Source organism: Caballeronia zhejiangensis, from assembly GCF_000698575.1.
In the GTDB taxonomy this organism is placed as follows: Bacteria; Pseudomonadota; Gammaproteobacteria; order Burkholderiales; family Burkholderiaceae; genus Caballeronia; species Caballeronia zhejiangensis.
The window spans coordinates 616,749-636,915 of sequence record NZ_JFHD01000001.1 but is presented as its reverse complement, the minus strand read 5'-3'; the positions used below and the strand labels follow the sequence as shown (position 1 = coordinate 636,915).

The window sequence follows — 20,167 nt, the reverse complement described above, 5'->3', positions numbered from 1 at the left end:
ACGTACACACGAATACAGGAGAAGCAATGGCCACCATCGACGCCGATCAACAGCAGGACATGAGCAATTACGAAGAGAACGAGACGCTCATTCTCGACATGCTCGACCGCTTCCTCAAGACGGAAGTGAAACCCTACGTGCACGAACTCGATGCGAAGGACGAGTATCCGCACGAGATCGTCGAGAAGATGAAGGACATGGGACTCTTCGGCTGCCTGATCTCGCCCGAGTACGGCGGCCTCGGTCTCACGACTTCGACGTACGCGAAGATCGTCGATCGCATTTCCGCGGTATGGATGTCGGTGAGCGGCATCATCAATTCGCATCTCATCATGGCGATGACGATCCAGCGCAACGGCACCGAAGCGCAGAAGCGCGAGTTCCTGCCGCGCATGGCGACGGGCGAGTTGCGCGGCGGCATCGGCCTGACCGAACCGGATTGCGGCACGGACCTCCAGGCGATCCGCACGGTCGCGAGGCGCGACGGCGATCACTATGTCGTCAACGGCAGCAAGACGTGGATCACGAACAGCAAGTACGGCAACATCCTCGCGCTGCTCGTGAAGACCGATCCGGAAGCGCAGCCGCGTCACAAGGGCATGAGCCTTCTGATCGTCGAGAAGGGACCGGGCTTCGAAGTGAGCCGTCAGTTGCAAAAGCTCGGCTATAAGGGCATCGATACGTGCGAGCTTACGTTCACCGATTTTCGCGTGCCGGTGTCGAGCGTGATCGGCGGGCAGGAAGGGCTCGGCCTCAAGCAGATTCTGAGCGGGCTGGAGCTGGGCCGCATCAATGTCGCCGCGCGCGGGGTCGGTGTTGCGCAAGCCGCGCTCGATGAAGCGGTCGCGTATTCGCAGCAGCGCAAGACCTTCGGCAAGCCGATCTGCGAGCATCAGGCGATTGCGCTCAAGCTCGGCGAAATGGCGACGCGCGTGGAAGCCGCGCGCCTTCTGACGGACTCGGCCGCGCGCGCATACGACAAAGGTCTGCGCTGCGACATGGAAGCGGGCATGGCGAAGTACTTCGCAACCGAAGCGGCTGTCGAGAACAGCATGGAAGCAATGCGCATTCATGGCGCGTATGGCTATTCGAAGGAATACAACGTCGAGCGGCTGTATCGCGATGCGCCGCTTCTGACCATCGGCGAAGGCACCAACGAGATGCAACGCCTGATCATCGCCAAGATGCTGATTGCGAGGAACCCTGCATGAGCCTGCCTCTTTCCGGCGTACGCATCGTCGCCATAGAACAATACGGCGCAGGTCCGTTCGCGACCCAACATCTCGCCGATCTCGGCGCGGAAGTCATCAAGATCGAAAACTTCCGCGAAGGCGGCGATGTGGGCCGCAACGTGGGACCGCATTTTTTCGGCGAAGGCGATAGCCACTTCTTCGAAGCGTTCAATCGCAACAAGTGCAGTCTGACGCTCGATCTGAAGAAGCCCGAAGGGCGCGACGTGCTGCTCGATCTCGTCAAGTCGAGCGATGCCGTCTTCAACAATCTGCGCGGCGATCTGCCCGTGAAGCTGGGTCTCACTTACGATCAGTTGAAGGACGCGAATCCGGCTATCGTATGCGCGCATTTGTCGGCATATGGACGCACCGGCAGCCGCGCATCGTGGCCCGGCTACGACTATCTGATGCAGGCGGAAGCGGGTTATCTCTCGGTCACTGGCGAGCCGGACAGTCCGCCGGCGCGCTTCGGTCTGTCGATCATCGATCTGATGACGGGCACCACCGCCGCGATGGCGCTGCTCGCGGGTCTCGTGCAGGCGCGCACGACGGGCATCGGCCGCGACATGGACACGAGTCTCTTCGATGTCGCGCTGCATAACCTCGCGTATGTCGGCACTTGGTATCTGAACGGCGGCACGGTGACAGGACGGGACCGGCGCTCCGCGCATCCGTCGCTGACGCCGAGCCAGCTGTACAAGACGAAGGACGGCTGGATCTTCCTGATGTGCAACAAGGAAAAGTTCTGGGGCGTGCTGGCGGAGATACTCGACAAGCCTTCGTGGATCACCGATGAACGCTTCTGCAATTTCAAGGCGCGGCTCGCGAATCGCGATCTCGTCGAACAGGAACTCGATGCGGCGCTTTCGCGCGCGACGACCGCCGAATGGCTCGCACGTCTGGGCGGACGCGTGCCCGCCGCGCCGGTGTACGACATCAAGCAGGCGCTCGACAATCCGTTCGTCGCGGAGCGGCAAGGCGTGACCGAAGCGGAGCATCCGCGCTTCGGCAAGGTGCGCAACGTGGCGGCGCCGGTTCGCGTGAACGAGACCTTGCCCGCGCGTTCGGCGCCCGAACTGGGACAGGACAACGCGAGGCTTTTCGCCGAACTCGGTTACGATGCTGGTCGGATCGCCCGGTTGCGCGAGAGCGGTGCGGTGCAATGACGATGCTCGCACCGGATGATGTCGCGCGACAGGCGGATCCCTCCGTCAATCCTTCATCGTGCGTGCAAAAGATGGTCAACGTGCTCGGTCAGCAGCCGCGCTATCTGCAATTGGCGCAGACGCTCATTAACGAAATACAGAGCGGGCGCTTTCCGGTGGGCTCCACCATTCCCACCGAATTCGAACTCTGCGAGCAGTTCGGCGCGAGCCGCTCGACCGTGCGCGAGGCAGTCAAGCAGCTCGTGCAGCTCGGCATGGTCGTGCGGCAGGCGGGCATCGGCACGACCGTCAAGGCCGTGAATTCGGAAGGCAGCTATCGGCAGGTCATGCAGCAGTTGAGCGACCTGCATCGCTATTCCGCCGATACCGCGCTTGAGGTCCTGAAGAAAGAGACCGTCGAAGTGAGCGATGCGTCGCTCTGCAAGATGTTGCAGGCGAAGCCCGGCGAAACGTGGTTGCGTCTCGAAGGCATTCGTCGTTCGCCGGAGAGCGTCGATCCGATCTGTCATACCGAGGTCTATATCCAGCCGGCGTTTCGTTCGCTGACAGGCATCGAGGATGATCCACACACGCCGATCTTCACGATGATCGAGCGTCAGTTCGGCGAGCAGATCGCGCGCGTGGAGCAGGAGATTCGCGCGGTGGCGCTGCCCGCGAACATCGCGCGTCTCGTCAACGCGAAGGCGCGTTCGCCCGCGCTATGGCTGTCGCGCCGCTACTTCAACAAGCGCGGCGAGATCGTCGAAGCGGCGGTCAGCATTCATCCCGCCGACCGCTTCAGTTATTCGGAGACGTTCCAGCGCGGCTGGAGCGGCACCTGACGCATTCGAGGAAATCCGCATGATTGCACGCAGTTTTCTGTTCGTTCCGGGCGATCGTCCGGAACGGTTCGACAAGGCATTGGCGACGCACGCGCATCGCGTGGTCATCGATCTGGAAGATGCCGTGGCCGTCGATGCCAAGGCGCAAGCTCGCGCGCAGATCGCGCATTGGTTACGTGAGACGCATGAGCGCGTCGTGATTCGCGTCAACGCTTTCGGTACGCCATGGCACGAAGAAGACGTCGCGATGATTCGCGCGGCGAACGTGCGCGCCGTGATGGTGCCGAAGGCCGAAGATGCGGCGCAACTCGCGGATATCGCGGCACGTTGCGCCGATGACGTCGAGTTGATCGCGCTGGTTGAGAGCGTTGCGGGCGTGGTGCGTATGCGCGAGATCGCGCAATGCGGGCGCGTTGCGCGGCTCGCGTTCGGCTCGTTCGATTTCGGCGTGGACGCGGGCATCGACGGCACCGGGCGCGAACTGGACTATGTGCGTTCGCAGTTCGTGATCGAGTCGCGGTTTGCGGGCCTGCCGCCGCCGATCGACGGCGTAACGCTCGCGACGGGCGACCTCGACGCGATCAACGCCGACGTGCTCGATGCGCGCCGCTTCGGTTTCGGCGGCAAGCTATGCATTCATCCGAAGCAGGTGGACGCCGTGAATGACGGCTTCGCACCGAGCGCCGCCGAACGCGAATGGGCGGCACGCGTGCTCGCTGCGCTGGAAGCGAATCCGCGCGGCGCGATCTCGGTGGACGGGAAACTGGTCGACAAGCCGATCGTCGATCGCGCGCGAAGAATTCAAGCCGCGTGAACGCGGTTCAACGGAGAACAACCGAATGAAGATATTGGTTCCAGTGAAGCGCGTCGTCGATTACAACGTGAAGGTCCGCGTGAAATCGGATAACACGGGTGTCGATATCGCGAACGTGAAGATGTCGATGAACCCGTTCGATGAAATCGCTGTTGAGGAAGCGGTGCGATTGAAGGAAGCGGGCGTCGCTACGGAAGTGATCGCCGTGTCGTGTGGTGTTACGCAATGTCAGGAGACGTTGCGGACGGCGTTGGCTATCGGTGCGGATCGCGCTGTGCTGATCGAAAGCGCAGAGGAATTGCAGCCGTTGGCGGTGGCGAAGCTGTTGAAGGCATTGGTCGATCAGGAGAAGCCTGAACTCGTGATCCTCGGCAAGCAGGCTATCGATGACGATTCGAATCAGACCGGTCAGATGCTTGCTGCATTGACGGGTTTGCCGCAAGCGACGTTCGCATCGAAGGTCGTTATCGCCGATGGTAGAGCGACTGTATCGCGTGAGGTCGATGGCGGCGCCGAGACGCTTTTGTTGAAGCTGCCCGCGGTAATCACGACAGACCTGCGCCTGAACGAGCCGCGCTATGTGACGCTGCCGAACATCATGAAGGCGAAGAAGAAGCCGCTGACGACGGTGAAGCCCGCCGATCTCGGCGTCGATGTCGCGCCGCGTCTCAAGACGCTGAAAGTCGTCGAGCCACCGAAGCGCAGCGCGGGCATCACCGTGCCCGACGTGAAGACGCTGGTCGAAAAACTGAAAACCGAAGCGAAGGTGATCTGAACATGACGATTCTCGTAATTGCAGAACACGACAATGCGTCGATCAAGGCAGCGACGCTGAACACGGTTGCGGCGGCATCGAAGATTGGTGGCGATGTGCATGTGCTGATCGCGGGCTCGAACGCGCAGGGCGCGGCGGATGCGGCGGCGAAGCTCGCGGGCGTTTCGAAAGTGCTCCTCGCCGATGCGCCGCAACTCGCTGAAGGCTTGGCGGAGAACGTCGAAGCTACGGTGTTGAACATCGCGAAGGATTATTCGCACATTCTGGCTCCGGCGACCGCGTACGGTAAGAACATCGCGCCGCGTATCGCTGCACACTTGGATGTCGCGCAAATCAGCGACATCACCGCCGTCGATAGCGCCGATACTTTCGAACGCCCAATCTACGCAGGCAACGCCATCGCCACGGTTCAATCGAGCGATCCGATCAAGGTCATCACCGTTCGCGCGACGGGCTTCGATCCGGTTGCGGCGGAAGGCGGCAGCGCATCGGTCGAAAAGATCGAAGCCGCAACCGATGCAGGCATCTCGCAGTTCGTGAGCCGTGAAGTGACGAAGCTCGATCGTCCGGAACTGACGAGCGCGCACATCATCGTGTCGGGTGGCCGTGGTCTGGGCAGCGGCGAGAACTACACGAAGACGCTAGAACCGCTCGCCGACAAACTCGGCGCGGCGCTGGGCGCATCGCGCGCGGCAGTCGATGCCGGCTATGTCCCGAACGACTTTCAGGTCGGTCAAACCGGCAAGATCGTCGCGCCGCAACTGTACGTTGCAGTCGGCATCTCGGGCGCGATTCAGCACTTGGCCGGCATGAAAGACTCGAAGGTCATCGTCGCCATCAACAAAGACCCCGAAGCGCCGATCTTCAGCGTCGCCGATTACGGTCTCGTCGGCGATCTGTTCTCGGTCGTGCCGGATCTCGCGAGCACGCTGTGACGATGGATCGAGTGCCGCTGCACACGCGCCAGATCACGCTGCAAGGCTTCAGACGCGCGGATGGCCTCTACGACATCGAAGGCCATCTGCGCGACACGAAGTCATACGATCGCGATTCCCATGGCGTGATCGTCAAGGCGGGCGATCCGGTGCACGAGATGATGCTGCGCATGACCATCGGCGTCGATTTCGTCATCCGCGAGGCGAAGGCCGAATCGATCATCGTGCCGTATGTCGGCCATTGCGAAACGATCGCGCCCGACTATCGCAAGCTCGAAGGCATGAAGCTCGCGCCGGGCTTCATGCGCGAAATCAGAAACGTGTTCGGCGGCTTGCGCGGCTGCACGCATCTGACCGAACTCATCGGCGCGGTGGCCACCGCCGCATTTCAGACGATGAGCGAGGAAATCAACGCGAGCGGCACCATGCGGCCGTTCCAGCTCGACGGCTGTCACGCGCTTCGTACGGATGGTCCGCTCGTGAAGGCATTTCATCCGAAGTGGTACGAGGCGCCGAAGCGCCTGTGACGCATCGGCGTGCGAGCCGTGGCTAGCGCGCGTTGCCAGCAAATGTGTATTCTCTCGAAGTCGTTCCTCGAGAGGAGCATCCGTGAAATACCCCTTGCTTCTGGGCTTCGGCATCGTCGCAATCGACGTGATCGTGTGGCGCGCGCGATTGCCCGACAATGACCTGGCCCGGCTCTTCATACGGCTCGCGCTCTTTTTTCTGTTGAGCTGGGTACTCTTTTCGTCGGGTCTGAGTCCGTTCACGCAGGCGCCGTTCGCCGACGTCGTCGAATTGCACTGGGCGGGGCAAATTCTCGAAATCATCTGGTGGTTGATGGGCGCGCGCCTGCTCACGCTCTCACTCGACACGCTGCTGCTTCCACGCGCCTGGAGAAAACAGCGGCTGTTCTCGGACGTTTTCGGTGCCGTGGTGTTTCTCGCGGCGGCCGTGGCGGCGCTTGGCTTCGTGCTCGAACTGCCGGTACGCGGCCTCGTTGCGACATCGGGCGCACTGGCGATCGTGCTGGGCCTCGCTATCCAGAGCACGCTCAGCGATGTATTCGCGGGCATCGTCATCAACACGACGGAACCCTACGCGATAGGTGACTGGGTGACGATCGACGACGTCGAGGGCAAGGTCGTCGAGATGAACTGGCGCGCGACACATCTGTTGACGGGGCAAGGCAATACGCTCATCGTCCCCAACGCTGTCGCGGCGAAGGCGAAAATCACCAATAACAGCAGACCGGGCGACGTCCACGGCATATCGATCGTCCTCGAGATCGAACCCGAGGCGCGGCCGAAGACCGTGCTGGACGGACTCGGGCGCGCGCTTACCGGTTGTAATCTGATTCTCGCGACGCCGGCCCCATACGCGCGCATGAAGCGCACGACGACGAACTCGGTCCAGTATGAAGTGGTGGCCTTCGTCGACGACATGAACAAAAAGCTCGCCGTATGCAACGAGCTCTTCGACCTCTGCTACCGCCATCTCACCGCGGCTGGCGTGGCATGGCGCGCGCTGGGCGTAGCGGCGCCCGCGCTTGCATCGAGAGATGAAAAAGAAGCCTTGTTAAGACGCGTCGACTTGTTCGACAGCCTTTCAGGCGAGGAAATAACGCGGCTCGCGAAGCGTTTGTCGCGACACGAATATCAGGCGAATCATCAGATCCTGGCGCCCGACACCGTGCCCGATAGCTTGTCGATCGTGCATTCGGGCGTGCTCTCGGTCGCGGTCGTCGAAGCGGCAGGCGCTCGCGAGGTTGCTCGCATCGGGCCGGGCGAAGCATTCGGGGAAGCGGGATTGCTCGCCGGAATCGCGATGCAAGTATCGATCTCGACGCTCACGCCATCGGTTCTATTTCAGCTGGCCAAGGACGACATGACGTCGTTTCTCAAAGATCATCCGGAAGTAGCGAAGCAAATGTGCGAGCTTCTGGCGTATCGGCAGGATAAGCTCGGCAAGCTCGCGACTCCGATGCCCGCCGAGCACGAACAAGGCCACTCGCTGTTCCAGTGGTTGATCGGGAAAGTATGGAACGCGCATTCGCTGAATCACGACTCCCGAAGCGATTGAACATACGGCTCAAGCTGCTTCAGCGGAGATGGGTAGCGCGGCCGGATCGATGACATTCTCGTCAGTCACCGACGCAAAAGCCTGAACGGCCGCGCGTGCCGCCGCTTTCCTCGTCTTGCCCGCACGCGACGGCGGCTGGCAGGCGCCGCACACGACGCCGTGCTGCAAGTCATGCTTGTGCGCGACGAACTTGCCGGTGCAGCGGCAGCAGGGCGTCAATTGCAGCATCTCCGCCTCGAAGAAACGCACGAGCGTCCAGGCGCGCGTCAGGTCGAGCACCGGTTCGGCGTCGTTGCGCGTGCAGTGCTCCAGATACAGCCGATATCCTTTGGTCAGCGCATCGAGGTGCGAGCAGCTCGCTTCGTTCTTGAGGAACAGATAAGTGTTGAAGAATAGCGACGCGTGAATGTTCGAAAGCCACGGCATGTACCAGTCCGCGGAGAAAGGCAGCATTCCCTTTGGCGGCGACACGCCTCGCACTTCACGATAAAGACGGATGAGACGTTCGCGCGAGAGCGTGAGTTCGCTTTCGAGGACCTGCATGCGCGCACCGAGTTCGATGAGCGCGACTGCGCGAAACACCTCTTGCGCTTCTTCGGTCAGGCTTTTCTTTGCAATGAGGTTCATGGAGGACGGCGCCTTAGATCAGCAGTTTGACGGGCTGACCTGCCAATAGAACGGCAGCATGCGTCGAAGCGATGTCGGCGTGCTTCGGAGGTTGCGTCAGCGCGGAGAGCAGCATGTGATCGTTGAAGCGGAACGCGCATAACAGCTGATCGGAAGAGGCGAGCTTCACGACTTGGGGCAGCGAGAGGCTCATCAGCAGATCGGCAACCTCGGCGGATAGCCCGAGGCGAAACATGCCGATCGCGCGGTCCTCGCGCAAGATTCGCTGCGCCAGGATGAGATAGGAAAGATTGATCTCTCGAATGCTTTCTTGGATTTCGAAGGTGCTCATCTTTTTAGGCCTTGATGTCTCCAAGGCTTTCGTTGCCTTCAATGATTTCAGTCTAGGCGCGCGTCTCCACCGGATCAATCGTCAGAAGATTGATTTTAATTAATCGATTAGCAACACCGTTAAAGGATTGTTATCCCGTTCTCCGGGAACGGAATATGCGCTGCGGGGCGGCCTTGTCGGCACAGGAAAGCGGCTTTGCTCACGATGATCGAGCGGCAGTCGATACCGGCGGCGCTTCAGTATTCAACTATCCGGCGAGTGGCCGCCTACCGAACCTCGACCATTTTCGCGCCACAATCCCGACATGCTTCCACACGGACAGGCTATGGAACGTCGCGCACTGCTTCCCCCGTTGAATCCGACCCGGGCGTTCGAGGCGACCGGACGCCTGCTGAGTATTTCCAAGGCCGCCGACGAATTGGCCGTGACGCCCGCCGCCGTCAGCCGGCAGGTACGCACGCTCGAAGCCTATCTGGGCGTCGATCTGTTCGAGCGTGTGAAAGGACGGCTTGAGCTGACCTCGGCGGGTGCGCGGTATCTGGCGGAGTTGATGCCGCTCTTCGCAGCGCTGCGCGAAGCCACCGACAGTCTGCGTTCGTCGGAACGGCGCGCCCGCGTGCTCAAGATCCGCTCGCCCGCCACATTCGCGGTGCGCTGGCTGATTCCGCGTCTCGCGAGCTTTCATCGGCTGCATGAAAACATCGACGTGCAACTGACGACATCACCGGCTCCGCTCAATTTCGCGCGTGAGGATATCGACGCCGGCATTCAGCTAGGCGACGGCAAGTGGCCCGGTCTGCGCGTGCAACGTCTGATCGCGAACGAACTGGTGCCTGTCGCCGCGCCGTCGAGACAGGTCAAGGCGCGCTCGCAGTTACAGGGCGAAACGCTTCTGCACACGCTCGCACGCCCTGAAGACTGGACCTTGTGGCTGAAGGCTGCGGGCCTTCCATTGAGCGGGCGACGCCGCGAGATGCGCTACGAAACGTCGCTGCTCGCGTATCAGGCAGCGATCGAAGGGCACGGCGTCGCGATCGCGCAGAAGGCGCTGGTGCGCAGCGAACTCGAAAGCGGTCTGCTCGTCGCTCCGTTTTCATTCGAGCTGGACCGCGGCAATCACACGTACTACTTCGCGTGGCCGACGGCGCGTCCGCAATCCGATGCACTGAAGATTTTCCGCCGATGGCTGCACTCGTTGCTCAACGAATAGCGCTCACGAATCGCCGACCCTTTAACAAAAAGTCAAAGGCTCGTTTCTAAATTGTCGATTGTCCGGAAGGCCGGTGAGTACCTATTCTCGTCGGCATGATTCGTCGCGGTGACGAGTCACGAGACAGGACAATCACAAATGCCAAGAGACAGCCTCAACGGCGTGCGGGTGATCGATTTCTCGCATGTCCTCGCCGGTCCGGTCTGCTCGATGACGCTCGCCGATCTCGGCGCGCACGTCGTCAAGATCGAGCCGCCCGACGGCGAGATCGGGCGGCGCATCGGCCCGCCGTGGATCAGCGGTGAAAGCCCGGCCTTCATCAGCGTCAACCGCAACAAGTACAGCGTCGCGATCGATCTGAAAACCGACGCGGGGCGCGAAGCCGTTCGCCGCATGTTGCGCGAGGCCGACGTGCTCGTCGAAAACTTTCGGCCGGGCGTGATGGCATCGATGGGACTCGACTTCGACGCACTGCGTCAGTTGAATCCCCGGCTCGTCTACTGCTCGATCTCCGCCTTCGGTCAGACGGGCGCGAATCGCAAGCGGCCGGGCGTCGATGGCGTGATCCAGGCTGTCAGCGGTCTGATGAGCACGCTCGGCACGACGAACGCCGAGCCGCTGAAAGTCCCGATTCCCGTTGCCGACATGATGGGCGGCTATCTCGCATCGATCGCGATTCTCGGCGCGCTGCATCAGGTTCGCGCGGGCGGCGGTGCCCAGCATCTCGACGTGAGTCTCTACAACGCGACGCTGATGCTGCAGCAGATCGGCTTCGCTGCGTATTTCGCGTCCGGCCGCGAGCCGGAAAAAACCGGCAGCGCCGCGCCTTATGCGTGCCCGAACGAAGCGTTCGCGACGCAGGACGGCTGGATGATGGTCGTCGCCTATCATCCGGAACGATGGCGCGCGCTGTGCGAGGTGCTCGCATCGTCCGCACTCGCAGCGGATCCGCGCTTCGCCACCAACGACGATCGCGTGCGCCATCGCAAGGCGCTGCATCACATGCTCGCGGCGCGTTTCGTCGAACGCCCGACCGCGGAGTGGATGGAACGGCTCGCAGCGCGGGACATTCTGTGTTCGCCCGTCGCAACCTACGGCGATGTCATCGAAACGGCGGAATACGCCGAATGCGGACTGGCGCAGACGATCGATCATCCGGTCGCGGGAATCATGCGTACGCACGGCTTCGCGCTCGGTCCATCCGACCGCGCAAGCGTGCCCGACGTGCCAGCGCCGCTGACGGGCCAGCACACGCTGCAGATGCTGGAGCGATACGGCTTCGCCCAAAGCGAGATCGCGGAACTGCTGAACGCGGGCGTGATCCGCCTGGGCCGCGCAACGCGCGAGACCTGCGATGAAGACCGCAAGGTGAGCGCATGAGCGCCGCGATGATACGGAGCGAACGACGCGGCCAGGTCGCGCTCGTGCGTCTCGCGTCGGATAACCCGCTCAATCCGCTGACCGACGCGTTGATGGATCAGCTCATCGACGTCCTGCTGCGCAACGAAGCCGATCCGCAAATTCACGCAATCGTTCTGACAGGGTCCGACAAGGCCTTCGCCGCCGGCGCCGACATCGTCGCGATGTCGAAGCTCGATTACGCGAGCGCATTCTCGGATGACTACATCGGACGAAGCTGGGACCGCATCCGCATTGCCCGCAAGCCGATCATCGCTGCGGTAGGCGGCTATGCGCTCGGCGGCGGCTGCGAACTGGCGATGATGTGCGACATCGTCATCGCCGCGGACGATGCGCTCTTCGGCCAGCCCGAAATCAAGCTCGGCATCGTGCCGGGCGCGGGCGGCACGCAGCGTCTGCCGCGCGCGGTGGGCAAATCGACCGCGATGCTCGCGTGCCTGACCGGCGAATCCTTCAACGCAAGCGAGGCATTGGCATATGGACTCGTGTCGATGGTCGTCGCTCGCGAGCGCTTGATCGACGAAGCGATGCGCGTCGGCGAGCAGATCGCGCGTCATTCGCTGCCGGTGATCGTCGCGATCAAGGAAGCCGTCAATCGTGCGTTCGAGTCCTCGCTGTCGGAAGGTCTGTTGTTCGAGCGAAGGCTATTTCATGCGGGCTTTGCGCTCGCCGATCAGAAAGAAGGCATGGCCGCGTTTCTCGAACGTCGTCAGGCCGCATTCCAGAACCGGTAGTTGCCGGCGAAACTATCAGGAGACTTTGTCGTGTCAGCTTATTCAAACGATTCGGGTTCGCTCGTCGAGTCATCCCTCGACGACGGCGTGCTCGTGCTCACGCTCAACAGCGCAAGCGACGGCAACGCGCTGAACGTCGCGATGACAGAGGCGCTGTCGGATGCGCTCGAAGAGATCAACGACCGGCGCGACATGCATTGCGTCCTGCTGCGTTCGTCGTCGCGGCATTTCTGCACGGGTGGCAACGTGAAGGACATGCAAAGCGGCAGCGATCTGATGAGCGGCAGCGTCGAAGACGTGCGCGACCGCTTGCATCGCAGCTTGCACCGGATCACGCGCGCATTGAGCGGTCTCGATGTGCCTTCGGTATGCGCGGTCAATGGCGCCGCAGTCGGAGCGGGCTGCGATCTCGCGTTGATGTGCGATATCCGCGTGGCGAGCACGAAAGCCGTTTTCGCAGAGAGCTTCTTGCGGCTGGGACTTGTGTCGGGCATCGGCGGATCGTGGTTTCTCGCGCGCATCGTCGGCTATGCGAAGGCGCTCGAACTGACGCTGACCAGCGAGTTCATCGATGCTGAAGCGGCGCTCAAGCTCGGCATCGTCTCGAAGGTCGTGCCGGAGGATGCGCTCGACACCGAAGCGTTGTCGCTGGCGAAACGCATCGCGCACAGCCCGCCGACTGCACTGCGCATGGCGAAGCGGCTCGTGCGCGAAGCGGCCGATGCATCGCTTGAAACGACGCTCGAAATGGCGGCGAGCATGCAGGCCATTCTGTTGTGCGGCCGCGAGCACAAGGAGGCTGTCGACCGGTTTCTCGCGCAGCAAGCGGCGAAGAAGCGCACGCACATGTGATGCGCCTTACGGCCACTGCGTCGATCGCGCGGGGCCTCACGAACTGAATCACAGGAGACGACCATGTCCACGACTTCCGGCGCGCGACATTCAAAGCCCGGCATGCTGCGGATCATCGCGACATCGAGCCTCGGCACGATGCTCGAGTACTACGATTTCTTCGTCTACGTCGCGCTGACATCGACGCTGACGCACTTGTTCCTGCCATCGACGGATCGCACGGTCGCCGCGATGGCGGGCGTCGCCACGTTCGGCATCGCGTATGTCGCGCGGCCGCTCGGCACGATCATCTTCAGCCCGATGGCCGACCGCATCGGACGCAAGAAGACCTTCGTCATCACGCTCGCGATCATGGGTATCGCGACGGTGGGCATCGGCTGTCTGCCGACCTACGCGATGGCCGGCCTGCTTGCGCCGATCGGCCTCATCGCGCTGCGCGTGGTGCAGGGCATCGCGCTCGGCGGCGAATATGGCTCCGCGGTCGTCTACGTCATGGAGCATGCGCCCGCGGGCCGCAAAGGCATGGCGACGAGCGTGCTGCAAAGCACCGCGAGCCTCGGCCTTTTGCTCGCGCTCGCTATCGTGTCGGCGCTGAAGTTCGCGCTCGATGCAGCCGCATTCGAATCGTGGGGCTGGCGCGTCCCGTTCCTGATCTCGGCGCCGATCGTCGCGGTGGCGACATGGATCCGGCTCGGCATGAAGGAAACGCCCGTGTTCGCGGAGATGAAAGAGGCGGGCCGTCTGTCGAAATCGCCGCTGCAGGACACGTTGTCGAGCGCGACGTCGTGGAAGGCGATTCTCGTCGCGATGTTCGGCGCGCAAGGCGGAACGTCGGTATCGCTTTATACGTCGATCGTCTACATGCTGTACTTCCTGCAGAACGTGTTGAAGGTCGATCCGTCGCGCGCGAATCTCTGCCTTGGCGTCGCTATCGTCGTGGCCGCGCCGCTTTATCCGGCGTTCGGCCGTCTGTCCGATGCGATCGGCCGGGCGCGCGTGATGCTGATCGGCATCGTGCTCTGGATAGTCGCAGCGTATCCGGCATTCGCGGGCATCAGGACGAATGCGCTCGCGGGCGGCTGGGTCACGGTGACGCTGCTCGTCGCGCTGCTCGCCGTGTTGACCGCGATGATCATGGCGCCGCTGCCCGCGTTTATCGCCGAATGTTTTCCACCGCAAAGCAGGACCACGGGCTTCGGATTGTCGCAACAACTCGGCAATGTGCTGTTCGGCGGGTTTCTTCCGCTCATCAGTCTTTCGCTCGTCAATCTCACGGGCAACCCGCTTGCGGGCGTCGGGTATTCGATCGTTTCGCTGTTGCCCTGCCTTGCCGTTACCTATTTTTGGGGACTGCGGCAGGATCGGCTCATTCGTCAGCGTCATTACGAAGTGCAGTGCGCGAGCCCTGCCGACACGGCTCAATTGCCGGTACGTTGAATCGGCGATGACACGAAGCGCGGCATCGCGATGCCGCGCCTCGCGTGGTTCAGGCGAGACCGGCCATCAGCGTGTATTTCACATGCACATATTCCTCGATTCCATGATGACTGCCTTCGCGTCCGTAATCGGATTGCTTCACGCCGCCGAACGGCACCGAAGCCGTGCCGACCGAGCCGGAATTCAGAATCACCATGCCCGCCTCGATGTTGCGCGACAGCCGGAACGAGCGGCCCAGATCGCGCGTGAACGCATAGGCGACGAGTCCATATTCGCTGTCGTTGCTGCGTGCGATGACTTCTGCTTCGGTCGAGAAGCGATAGATCGGAAAGACGGGACCGAAGATTTCGGTCGATGCGATCGGCATATCGTCCGCGACATCGACGAGAATCGTGGGCGCATAGAAGAGTCCGCCTTTCGCGTGCGCATGTCCGCCGAGCACGGCCTTGGCGCCGCGTTCGCGCGAATCGTCGACGAGCTTGCCGACCTTGTCGATGGCCGCACGATTGATCAGCGGACCGACGACAAACCGGTCCTGCAGCCCTTGATCGACCGGGATCGCTTCGACGAGCGCCTTGACGCGCTGAACGAACGCATCGTGGATGCTCGCCTGCACATACACGCGGTTCGGCGAAATGCAGACCTGTCCGCTGTTGCGCAGCTTCGCGGACACGAGCGCTTTCGCGGCTTCGTCGAGATCGGCATCGTCGAAGACGATGAAGGGCGCGTTGCCGCCGAGTTCCATCGTCATTTTCTTCAGCGTGCCGGCGCACTGCGCGGCGAGCAGCTTGCCGACCGCGGTCGAACCCGTGAACGAGATCTTGCGAATGCGCGGATCGTCGGTGATGAGTTTGCCGATCTGAACGGGGTCGCCCGTCACCATTTCGAACACGCCTTCCGGAATGCCGGCGCGGCGCGCGTATTCGAGCAGCTTGTACGCGGTCAGCGGCGTTTCCTCGGCAGGCTTCAAGAGGATCGTGCAACCCGCCGCGAGCGCGGTCGCGACCTTGCGCGTAATCATCATGAACGGGAAGTTCCACGGCGTGATCGACGCAACCGGCCCGACAGGCTCTTTCGTGACGATCACCGCTGCGTCTTTCGCGTGCGTGGGGATGGTATCGCCGTACACGCGTTTCGCTTCCTCCGCGTACCATTCGACGAAGCCCAGGCCATAGTCGATTTCGCCGAAGGCTTCCGACATGCACTTGCCGTTCTCGCGGCACATCAGTTCGGCGAACGCGGTCTTGTCGGCGCTGACGAGGTCGAACCATGCGCGCAGCAGTGCGCTTCGTTCGCGTGCCAATGTGCGTGACCACGCCGGAAAGGCCGCGCATGTGCGGTCGATGGCGGCGCGCACCTGCGCTTCCGAATGATGTTCGACTTGCCCGACGAGCGTGCCGTCGGCGGGATTGAGTACATCGATCATGCTTGTTCTCCGAGGTGAGTTGACTTGCATGATCGAATGTTAGGCATATGGCAACGCGACGAGAACGCGTGATCGTCTGCAAAGCTTGCCCGATTCTATGAACACGCCTTTATCGAACTCGACGCATGAAAACGCACCGCCCGCCCAAATTGCCGACGATGGAAACCGAAGCCGCCGCACTCGCTCGCGTGCACGCTTCGATGGTGAGCCGGCTGCTGGAACTCGCGCCGAACGAAGGCTATAACGCGACGCCGATGCCGGACATTCGCCTGTTGCGATCTAACCGTCCGCTCACGCGTACGCCGGTGCTGTACGAGCCGGGTATCGTCGTCATCGCGCAAGGCCGCAAGCGCGGCTACCTCGGCAGCAAGGTGTATGTCTACGATGCGCAGCACTATCTGGCTGTCGCGTTGCCGCTGCCGTTCTCGATGGAAACCGACGCCACCGCCGACGAACCGTTGCTCGCGGTGTACGTGCGTCTCGATGCGACGCTCGCCGCCGATGTATTGCTGCAGATCGACGAGCGCAATGGCGTGGTGCCCGGCGAGCCGGGCGGCATGGCCACGACGCGGCTCGATCTGGCGCTCGGCGAAACCATGCTGCGCTTTCTCGACGCAATGCGCGATCCGCTCGAAGCCGCGCTATTGGGGCCGACGCTGGTGCGCGAGATTTACTTTCGCGTGTTTATCGGCGAGCAGGGCGCTTCGATGCGCGCCGCGCTCGACCTCGATGGACATTTCGGGCGCATTTCCAAGGTGCTGCGCAAGATCCATTCGAGCTATGCCGAGGCGCTGACGATCGAAACGCTCGCAAGGGAAGCGGCCATGAGCGTGCCGTCCTTTCATATGCACTTCAAGGCGGCCACCAATACTTCTCCGCTGCAGTACATCAAGTCGACGCGACTGCATCAGGCGAGGCTATTGATGGCGCGGCAAGGCATGACGGCTGCGGCGGCGAGCGCGCGAGTCGGCTATGAGAGCGCATCGCAGTTCAGCCGCGAATTCAAGCGGCTTTTCGGCGGCACGCCTTCGGAAGAATTACGACGAATGAAGCGGCATTTCGCGGTGCCGGAGGCGGGGCCGTCGCCTTATGTGTCGTCGCATTGAACCGACATTCCTCGTTAAAGCTCATTGCGTCGAAGCTGCTCGTCGCGCTTCTCTTTGCATAACTCGATGAACCTCTGCACCGGCGCCGTCGGCGTAGCGCCGCGACGCGTTGCGATCCCGTACGGCGCGCCACGTCGCTCGATACGGATCGGCAGCACCGCCATCATGCCGTGCGCCTGAAAGTATTGCGCGACCTTCAGTGGCATCAGCGCAACGGTCCCCGCGCTGGCGCGCAATAACGACAACGTCGCGAACGTCGATGACGTTTCGATCGCGTATCGCGGAAAAGGAACCTCCGCGTCGTCGAAAAGCTGTTCGAGCAGCGAGCGCATCGGCAGGGCGGCTTGCGGCACGATCCACGGATTGTCCGCAAGCGCTTCGAGCGTCAGGCGCTGCACGCTCGCGAGCGGATCGGCGCCATCGACCACGAGACACACTTCCTCCACTTCGAGCGGAATGAAATCGTAAGCCTCAGGGTGAACGCTGATGCTCGGCCGCCCGATGACGAGATCGAGCAGACGCTGATCGAGCATCGACAGCAAACGCGCGCTGTTGTCCTCCCAGACCTCGACGGACACGTCCGGCTGCACTTGCCGCAGCGCACGCAGGATGGGCGCGAGCCACTCGGGCATCGAACCCATCACCGCGCCGATGGCAAGCATCCCTCCGCCGCCGCGCATGATGGCCGCAAGCTCGTCGCGCAGCGCGCCGATCTCCGAACGCACCGCGCGCGCGTGACGAATCACGCAGCGCCCGAGTTCGTTCGGCACGATGCCGCGCGGCGAACGGGCAAACAGTTCAGTGCCGAACATCGCCTCGATTTCGCGCAGCGACTTGGTCGTCGCGGGCTGCGAGAGCGACACCTGTTGCGCCGCCTTGCGCAGCGAGCCATGGTCGTCGAGCGCGATCAAAAGCGCGACGTGATTGCCGCGCAGCCGCCTCAATATCGCATCGATACTGGTTATCACCGATATAACTCCAACGTCTCACCTGATCGGAACGTTTCATTATCTGGCCGCGCCGATGCCTCTTTAAACTGGCTCGGTCGATGTTCGTCACAGCCGGGCGCTCGACGGCGCGGCTCGATCATGCCGGAACTCACGCGGCCTCGGCAAGCGCAGCAGAAATCACGCATCCACAGGAGAGAGGCAAATTGAAAAGAATCGGACTCGATGTCGGCGGCACCTTCACCGATGTCGTGATGGTGGACGACGAAGCAGGGCGCATCTGGTCGACCAAGGTGCCGACGACGCCGAAGGATCGCGTCATCGGCACGATTGAAGGCTTTCGCAAGATTCTCGAACTCTCGGGCACCGACAGCGCCGACGTATCGTTCATCGGCCACGGCACGACGATGGCGACCAACATGGTCGTCGAGGGCACCGGCGCGAAGACCGCGCTCGTCACCACGCGCGGCTTTCGCGACATCCTCGAACTAAGGCGCGTGTCGCGTCACGACCGCGCCGATCTTTACGATCTGCTGTTCGAGAATCCGCGTCCGCTCGTCGAGCGGCGCTGGCGGCTCGAAGTGAACGAGCGCCTGCGCCATGACGGCAGCATCGAAACGCCGCTCGATCACGCGCAGCTCGAAGCGCTCGCCGAAGAGATTCGCGCGTCGGATATCGAAGCCGTCGCCGTGTGCTTTCTGCACGCGCACGTCAATCCGCGGCACGAACGCGAAGCCGTCGAAACGCTGCGCCGTCTGCTGCCGGAGCGCTTCGTGTGTGCATCGCACGAAGTGAATCCCGAATCGATGGAATACGAGCGCGCGAGCTCGACGGTCATCAACGCGATGCTCGGTCCGGTCTGCGGGCGCTACATCGGCCGGCTCATCAGCGCGCTGGCGCAGCATGGCTTCGCGGGAAAATTCCTTTTCATGCAGTCGAACGGCGGGCTCGCGAGTCCGGCCATGGTCGCCGACAAGCCGATCGTGCTGCTCGAATCCGGCCCGGCGGGCGGCGTCTCGGCGGCGATCCGCAACTGCGAGAAGAGCGAGCTGAAGAACGCGATTCTCGGCGACATGGGCGGCACGACCTTCGATGTTTCGCTGATCCGCGACTCGCGCCCCGAACTGCGCAACAAGAGCCTGCTGCACACGTACACCGTGCGCTCGCCCAGCATCGACATCGATTCGGTCGGCGCGGGCGGCGGCTCGATCGTGTGGATCGACGCGGGCGGCGGCGTGCGCATCGGACCGGAGAGCGCGGGCGCCGATCCCGGACCGGCGTGCTACGGGCGCGGTGGCACGCGCCCGACCGTCACGGACTGCAATCTGGTTCTCGGCTATATCGATCCCGACAGCTTCCTCGGCGGCGAATTCAAGCTCGATGCGCAGGCGGCATGGCGCGTCGTCGATGAAGTCATCGCGCAGCCGCTCGGCGTCTCCGTGCCCGAAGCCGCGCAGGTCGTGCGCTCGGTCGCGAACGCGTTGATGGCGCAGGCCATCCGCATCATGACAGTCGAGCGCGGCTACGACCCGCGCGAGTTCTCGTACATCTGCTACGGCGGCGCGGGGCCGGTGCACGCGGTCGATCTCGCCCACGAAATGGGTATCCGGCGCGTGGTGATTCCGCCGCTGCCGGGTCTTTTCAGCGCGTTCGGCATGACGGTCGCGGATCAGCAATACGACTATCAGCGTCCGCTGGAAAGCGATCTCGCGATGATCGACGACGCGACTCTGAACGCCGCGCTCGATGAACTGGCAGCGCTTGGCATGGAAGAGCTTCAGCGTCACGGCGTCGAAGCGCAGGGCGTGAAGGTCGTGCGTCTCGCCGATTGCCGCTACGCCGGCCAGCCCGATGTCATCACGGTCGAAGTGCAGGCGGACGCAGTGGGCATCCGCGCGGCGCTCGCGCAAGCCTTCGAGGACGCGCATCTGCGGCAATGGAACTTCATCAGCAAGGACAAGCCGGTCGTGGTCGCCAACGTGCGTCTGCAACTCGTGACGACGACCGGCTGGCGCGGCTCGGTCGCGAGCGCCGATGGTGGCGCGCTGCCGCAGCCGGTTCGCACCCGCGAAGTGTATTTCGATGGCCACGCGCGCACGCTGCCGGTGTTCGCGCGCACGCAGATTCCGGTCGGCGCGACGATCGAAGGGCCGGCGGTCATCGAAGAACACAGCAGTTGCGCGGTGCTGAAGGCGTCGCATGTCGCGCGCGTCGATCCCGATCTCAATCTCGTCATCGAACTGGCAGCCTGAA

Annotated in this window: 19 protein-coding genes; 15 read left to right on the top strand and 4 right to left on the bottom strand. The window is 62.6% G+C overall.

Annotation, left to right across the window (positions count from 1 at the left end; translation table 11 throughout):
- Positions 1–26 precede the first annotated feature (26 nt).
- The 8 genes from BG60_RS02885 to BG60_RS02850 all read left to right on the top strand — a co-directional run bounded on the left by BG60_RS02885 (position 27) and on the right by BG60_RS02850 (position 7,825).
- A complete protein-coding gene (locus tag BG60_RS02885) occupies positions 27–1,211 on the top strand; it encodes an acyl-CoA dehydrogenase family protein (RefSeq protein WP_008346890.1) in 1,185 nt (394 codons plus the stop codon).
- The gene (locus BG60_RS02880) at positions 1,208–2,398 is read left to right on the top strand and encodes a CaiB/BaiF CoA transferase family protein (RefSeq protein WP_008346888.1); all 1,191 of its coding nucleotides are present in this window, start codon (positions 1,208–1,210) and stop codon (positions 2,396–2,398) included. The genes BG60_RS02885 and BG60_RS02880 overlap by 4 nt, the downstream gene beginning before the upstream one ends.
- A gap of 71 nt (positions 2,399–2,469) precedes the next feature.
- Positions 2,470–3,219, top strand: a complete 750-nt coding sequence (locus BG60_RS02875; protein WP_051078976.1) for a GntR family transcriptional regulator — start codon at positions 2,470–2,472, stop codon at positions 3,217–3,219.
- Positions 3,220–3,238: 19 nt separating this feature from the next.
- Positions 3,239–4,033, top strand: a complete 795-nt coding sequence (locus BG60_RS02870; protein ID WP_008346884.1) for an HpcH/HpaI aldolase/citrate lyase family protein — start codon at positions 3,239–3,241, stop codon at positions 4,031–4,033.
- A gap of 25 nt (positions 4,034–4,058) precedes the next feature.
- Positions 4,059–4,808 carry an electron transfer flavoprotein subunit beta/FixA family protein gene (locus tag BG60_RS02865; protein ID WP_008346882.1) on the top strand — a complete coding sequence of 250 codons (750 nt, stop codon included), beginning with the start codon at positions 4,059–4,061 and terminating at the stop codon, positions 4,806–4,808.
- Positions 4,809–4,810: 2 nt separating this feature from the next.
- The gene (locus BG60_RS02860; RefSeq protein WP_008346880.1) at positions 4,811–5,743 is read left to right on the top strand and encodes an electron transfer flavoprotein subunit alpha/FixB family protein; all 933 of its coding nucleotides are present in this window, start codon (positions 4,811–4,813) and stop codon (positions 5,741–5,743) included.
- 2 nt (positions 5,744–5,745) lie between these two features.
- Positions 5,746–6,270: a DUF2889 domain-containing protein gene (locus BG60_RS02855; protein WP_008346878.1), complete on the top strand. Its 525-nt coding sequence runs from the start codon at positions 5,746–5,748 to the stop codon at positions 6,268–6,270.
- A gap of 82 nt (positions 6,271–6,352) precedes the next feature.
- A complete protein-coding gene (locus BG60_RS02850; protein ID WP_033535811.1) occupies positions 6,353–7,825 on the top strand; it encodes a mechanosensitive ion channel family protein in 1,473 nt (490 codons plus the stop codon).
- Positions 7,826–7,834: 9 nt separating this feature from the next.
- On the opposite strand, the gene flhC is transcribed toward BG60_RS02850, so the two are convergent.
- Together flhC and flhD are read right to left on the bottom strand one after the other, a co-directional pair.
- Positions 7,835–8,443 (bottom strand): flagellar transcriptional regulator FlhC, encoded by a 609-nt coding sequence (flhC, locus tag BG60_RS02845; RefSeq protein ID WP_033535835.1) that lies wholly within the window; start codon positions 8,441–8,443, stop codon positions 7,835–7,837.
- A gap of 22 nt (positions 8,444–8,465) precedes the next feature.
- Complete coding sequence (flhD, locus tag BG60_RS02840; protein WP_008346874.1) at positions 8,466–8,783, bottom strand: flagellar transcriptional regulator FlhD; 318 nt, start codon at positions 8,781–8,783, stop codon at positions 8,466–8,468.
- Between the two features lie 325 nt (positions 8,784–9,108).
- Here flhD and BG60_RS02835 point away from each other — a divergent pair, with 325 nt between their 5' ends.
- From BG60_RS02835 to BG60_RS02815, 5 genes are all read left to right on the top strand, one after another.
- Positions 9,109–9,993, top strand: a complete 885-nt coding sequence (locus tag BG60_RS02835; RefSeq protein WP_008346873.1) for a LysR substrate-binding domain-containing protein — start codon at positions 9,109–9,111, stop codon at positions 9,991–9,993.
- A 138-nt stretch (positions 9,994–10,131) separates the two neighbouring features.
- Entirely contained in the window at positions 10,132–11,373 is a 1,242-nt protein-coding gene (locus tag BG60_RS02830; protein ID WP_008346872.1) for a CaiB/BaiF CoA transferase family protein, read from the top strand.
- On the top strand, positions 11,370–12,146 hold the full coding sequence (locus BG60_RS02825) for an enoyl-CoA hydratase-related protein (protein WP_034470204.1): 777 nt from the start codon (positions 11,370–11,372) through the stop codon (positions 12,144–12,146). The genes BG60_RS02830 and BG60_RS02825 overlap by 4 nt, the downstream gene beginning before the upstream one ends.
- A gap of 30 nt (positions 12,147–12,176) precedes the next feature.
- Complete coding sequence (locus tag BG60_RS02820) at positions 12,177–12,998, top strand: enoyl-CoA hydratase-related protein (RefSeq protein ID WP_008346870.1); 822 nt, start codon at positions 12,177–12,179, stop codon at positions 12,996–12,998.
- Between the two features lie 63 nt (positions 12,999–13,061).
- Positions 13,062–14,435, top strand: coding sequence for an MFS transporter (locus BG60_RS02815; RefSeq protein WP_008346869.1), 1,374 nt, complete (start codon positions 13,062–13,064; stop codon positions 14,433–14,435).
- A gap of 49 nt (positions 14,436–14,484) precedes the next feature.
- Here the strand turns inward: BG60_RS02815 and BG60_RS02810 are convergent, their stop codons facing one another.
- Entirely contained in the window at positions 14,485–15,861 is a 1,377-nt protein-coding gene (locus BG60_RS02810; RefSeq protein ID WP_034470202.1) for an NAD-dependent succinate-semialdehyde dehydrogenase, read from the bottom strand.
- A gap of 125 nt (positions 15,862–15,986) precedes the next feature.
- On the opposite strand from BG60_RS02810, the gene BG60_RS02805 reads away from it, so the two are divergent.
- Entirely contained in the window at positions 15,987–16,967 is a 981-nt protein-coding gene (locus BG60_RS02805; RefSeq protein WP_008346866.1) for an AraC family transcriptional regulator, read from the top strand.
- A gap of 14 nt (positions 16,968–16,981) precedes the next feature.
- On the opposite strand, the gene BG60_RS02800 is transcribed toward BG60_RS02805, so the two are convergent.
- Positions 16,982–17,935 carry a LysR family transcriptional regulator gene (locus BG60_RS02800; protein ID WP_033535810.1) on the bottom strand — a complete coding sequence of 318 codons (954 nt, stop codon included), beginning with the start codon at positions 17,933–17,935 and terminating at the stop codon, positions 16,982–16,984.
- Between the two features lie 185 nt (positions 17,936–18,120).
- Here BG60_RS02800 and BG60_RS02795 point away from each other — a divergent pair, with 185 nt between their 5' ends.
- Entirely contained in the window at positions 18,121–20,166 is a 2,046-nt protein-coding gene (locus BG60_RS02795) for a hydantoinase/oxoprolinase family protein (protein ID WP_008346862.1), read from the top strand.
- Position 20,167: the final 1 nt, after the last annotated feature.

What these genes read in the sequence shown, in the direction of transcription:
- BG60_RS02885 (WP_008346890.1), top strand. Translation starts at nt 27, where the DNA reads ATGGCCACCATCGACGCCGATCAACAGCAGGACATGAGCAATTACGAA.
- BG60_RS02880 (WP_008346888.1), top strand. Translation starts at nt 1,208, where the DNA reads ATGAGCCTGCCTCTTTCCGGCGTACGCATCGTCGCCATAGAACAATAC.
- BG60_RS02875 (WP_051078976.1), top strand. Translation starts at nt 2,470, where the DNA reads ATGGTCAACGTGCTCGGTCAGCAGCCGCGCTATCTGCAATTGGCGCAG.
- BG60_RS02870 (WP_008346884.1), top strand. Translation starts at nt 3,239, where the DNA reads ATGATTGCACGCAGTTTTCTGTTCGTTCCGGGCGATCGTCCGGAACGG.
- BG60_RS02865 (WP_008346882.1), top strand. Translation starts at nt 4,059, where the DNA reads ATGAAGATATTGGTTCCAGTGAAGCGCGTCGTCGATTACAACGTGAAG.
- BG60_RS02860 (WP_008346880.1), top strand. Translation starts at nt 4,811, where the DNA reads ATGACGATTCTCGTAATTGCAGAACACGACAATGCGTCGATCAAGGCA.
- BG60_RS02855 (WP_008346878.1), top strand. Translation starts at nt 5,746, where the DNA reads ATGGATCGAGTGCCGCTGCACACGCGCCAGATCACGCTGCAAGGCTTC.
- flhD (WP_008346874.1), bottom strand. Translation starts at nt 8,783, where the DNA reads ATGAGCACCTTCGAAATCCAAGAAAGCATTCGAGAGATCAATCTTTCC.
- BG60_RS02835 (WP_008346873.1), top strand. Translation starts at nt 9,109, where the DNA reads ATGGAACGTCGCGCACTGCTTCCCCCGTTGAATCCGACCCGGGCGTTC.
- BG60_RS02830 (WP_008346872.1), top strand. Translation starts at nt 10,132, where the DNA reads ATGCCAAGAGACAGCCTCAACGGCGTGCGGGTGATCGATTTCTCGCAT.
- BG60_RS02825 (WP_034470204.1), top strand. Translation starts at nt 11,370, where the DNA reads ATGAGCGCCGCGATGATACGGAGCGAACGACGCGGCCAGGTCGCGCTC.
- BG60_RS02815 (WP_008346869.1), top strand. Translation starts at nt 13,062, where the DNA reads ATGTCCACGACTTCCGGCGCGCGACATTCAAAGCCCGGCATGCTGCGG.
- BG60_RS02810 (WP_034470202.1), bottom strand. Translation starts at nt 15,861, where the DNA reads ATGATCGATGTACTCAATCCCGCCGACGGCACGCTCGTCGGGCAAGTC.
- BG60_RS02805 (WP_008346866.1), top strand. Translation starts at nt 15,987, where the DNA reads ATGAAAACGCACCGCCCGCCCAAATTGCCGACGATGGAAACCGAAGCC.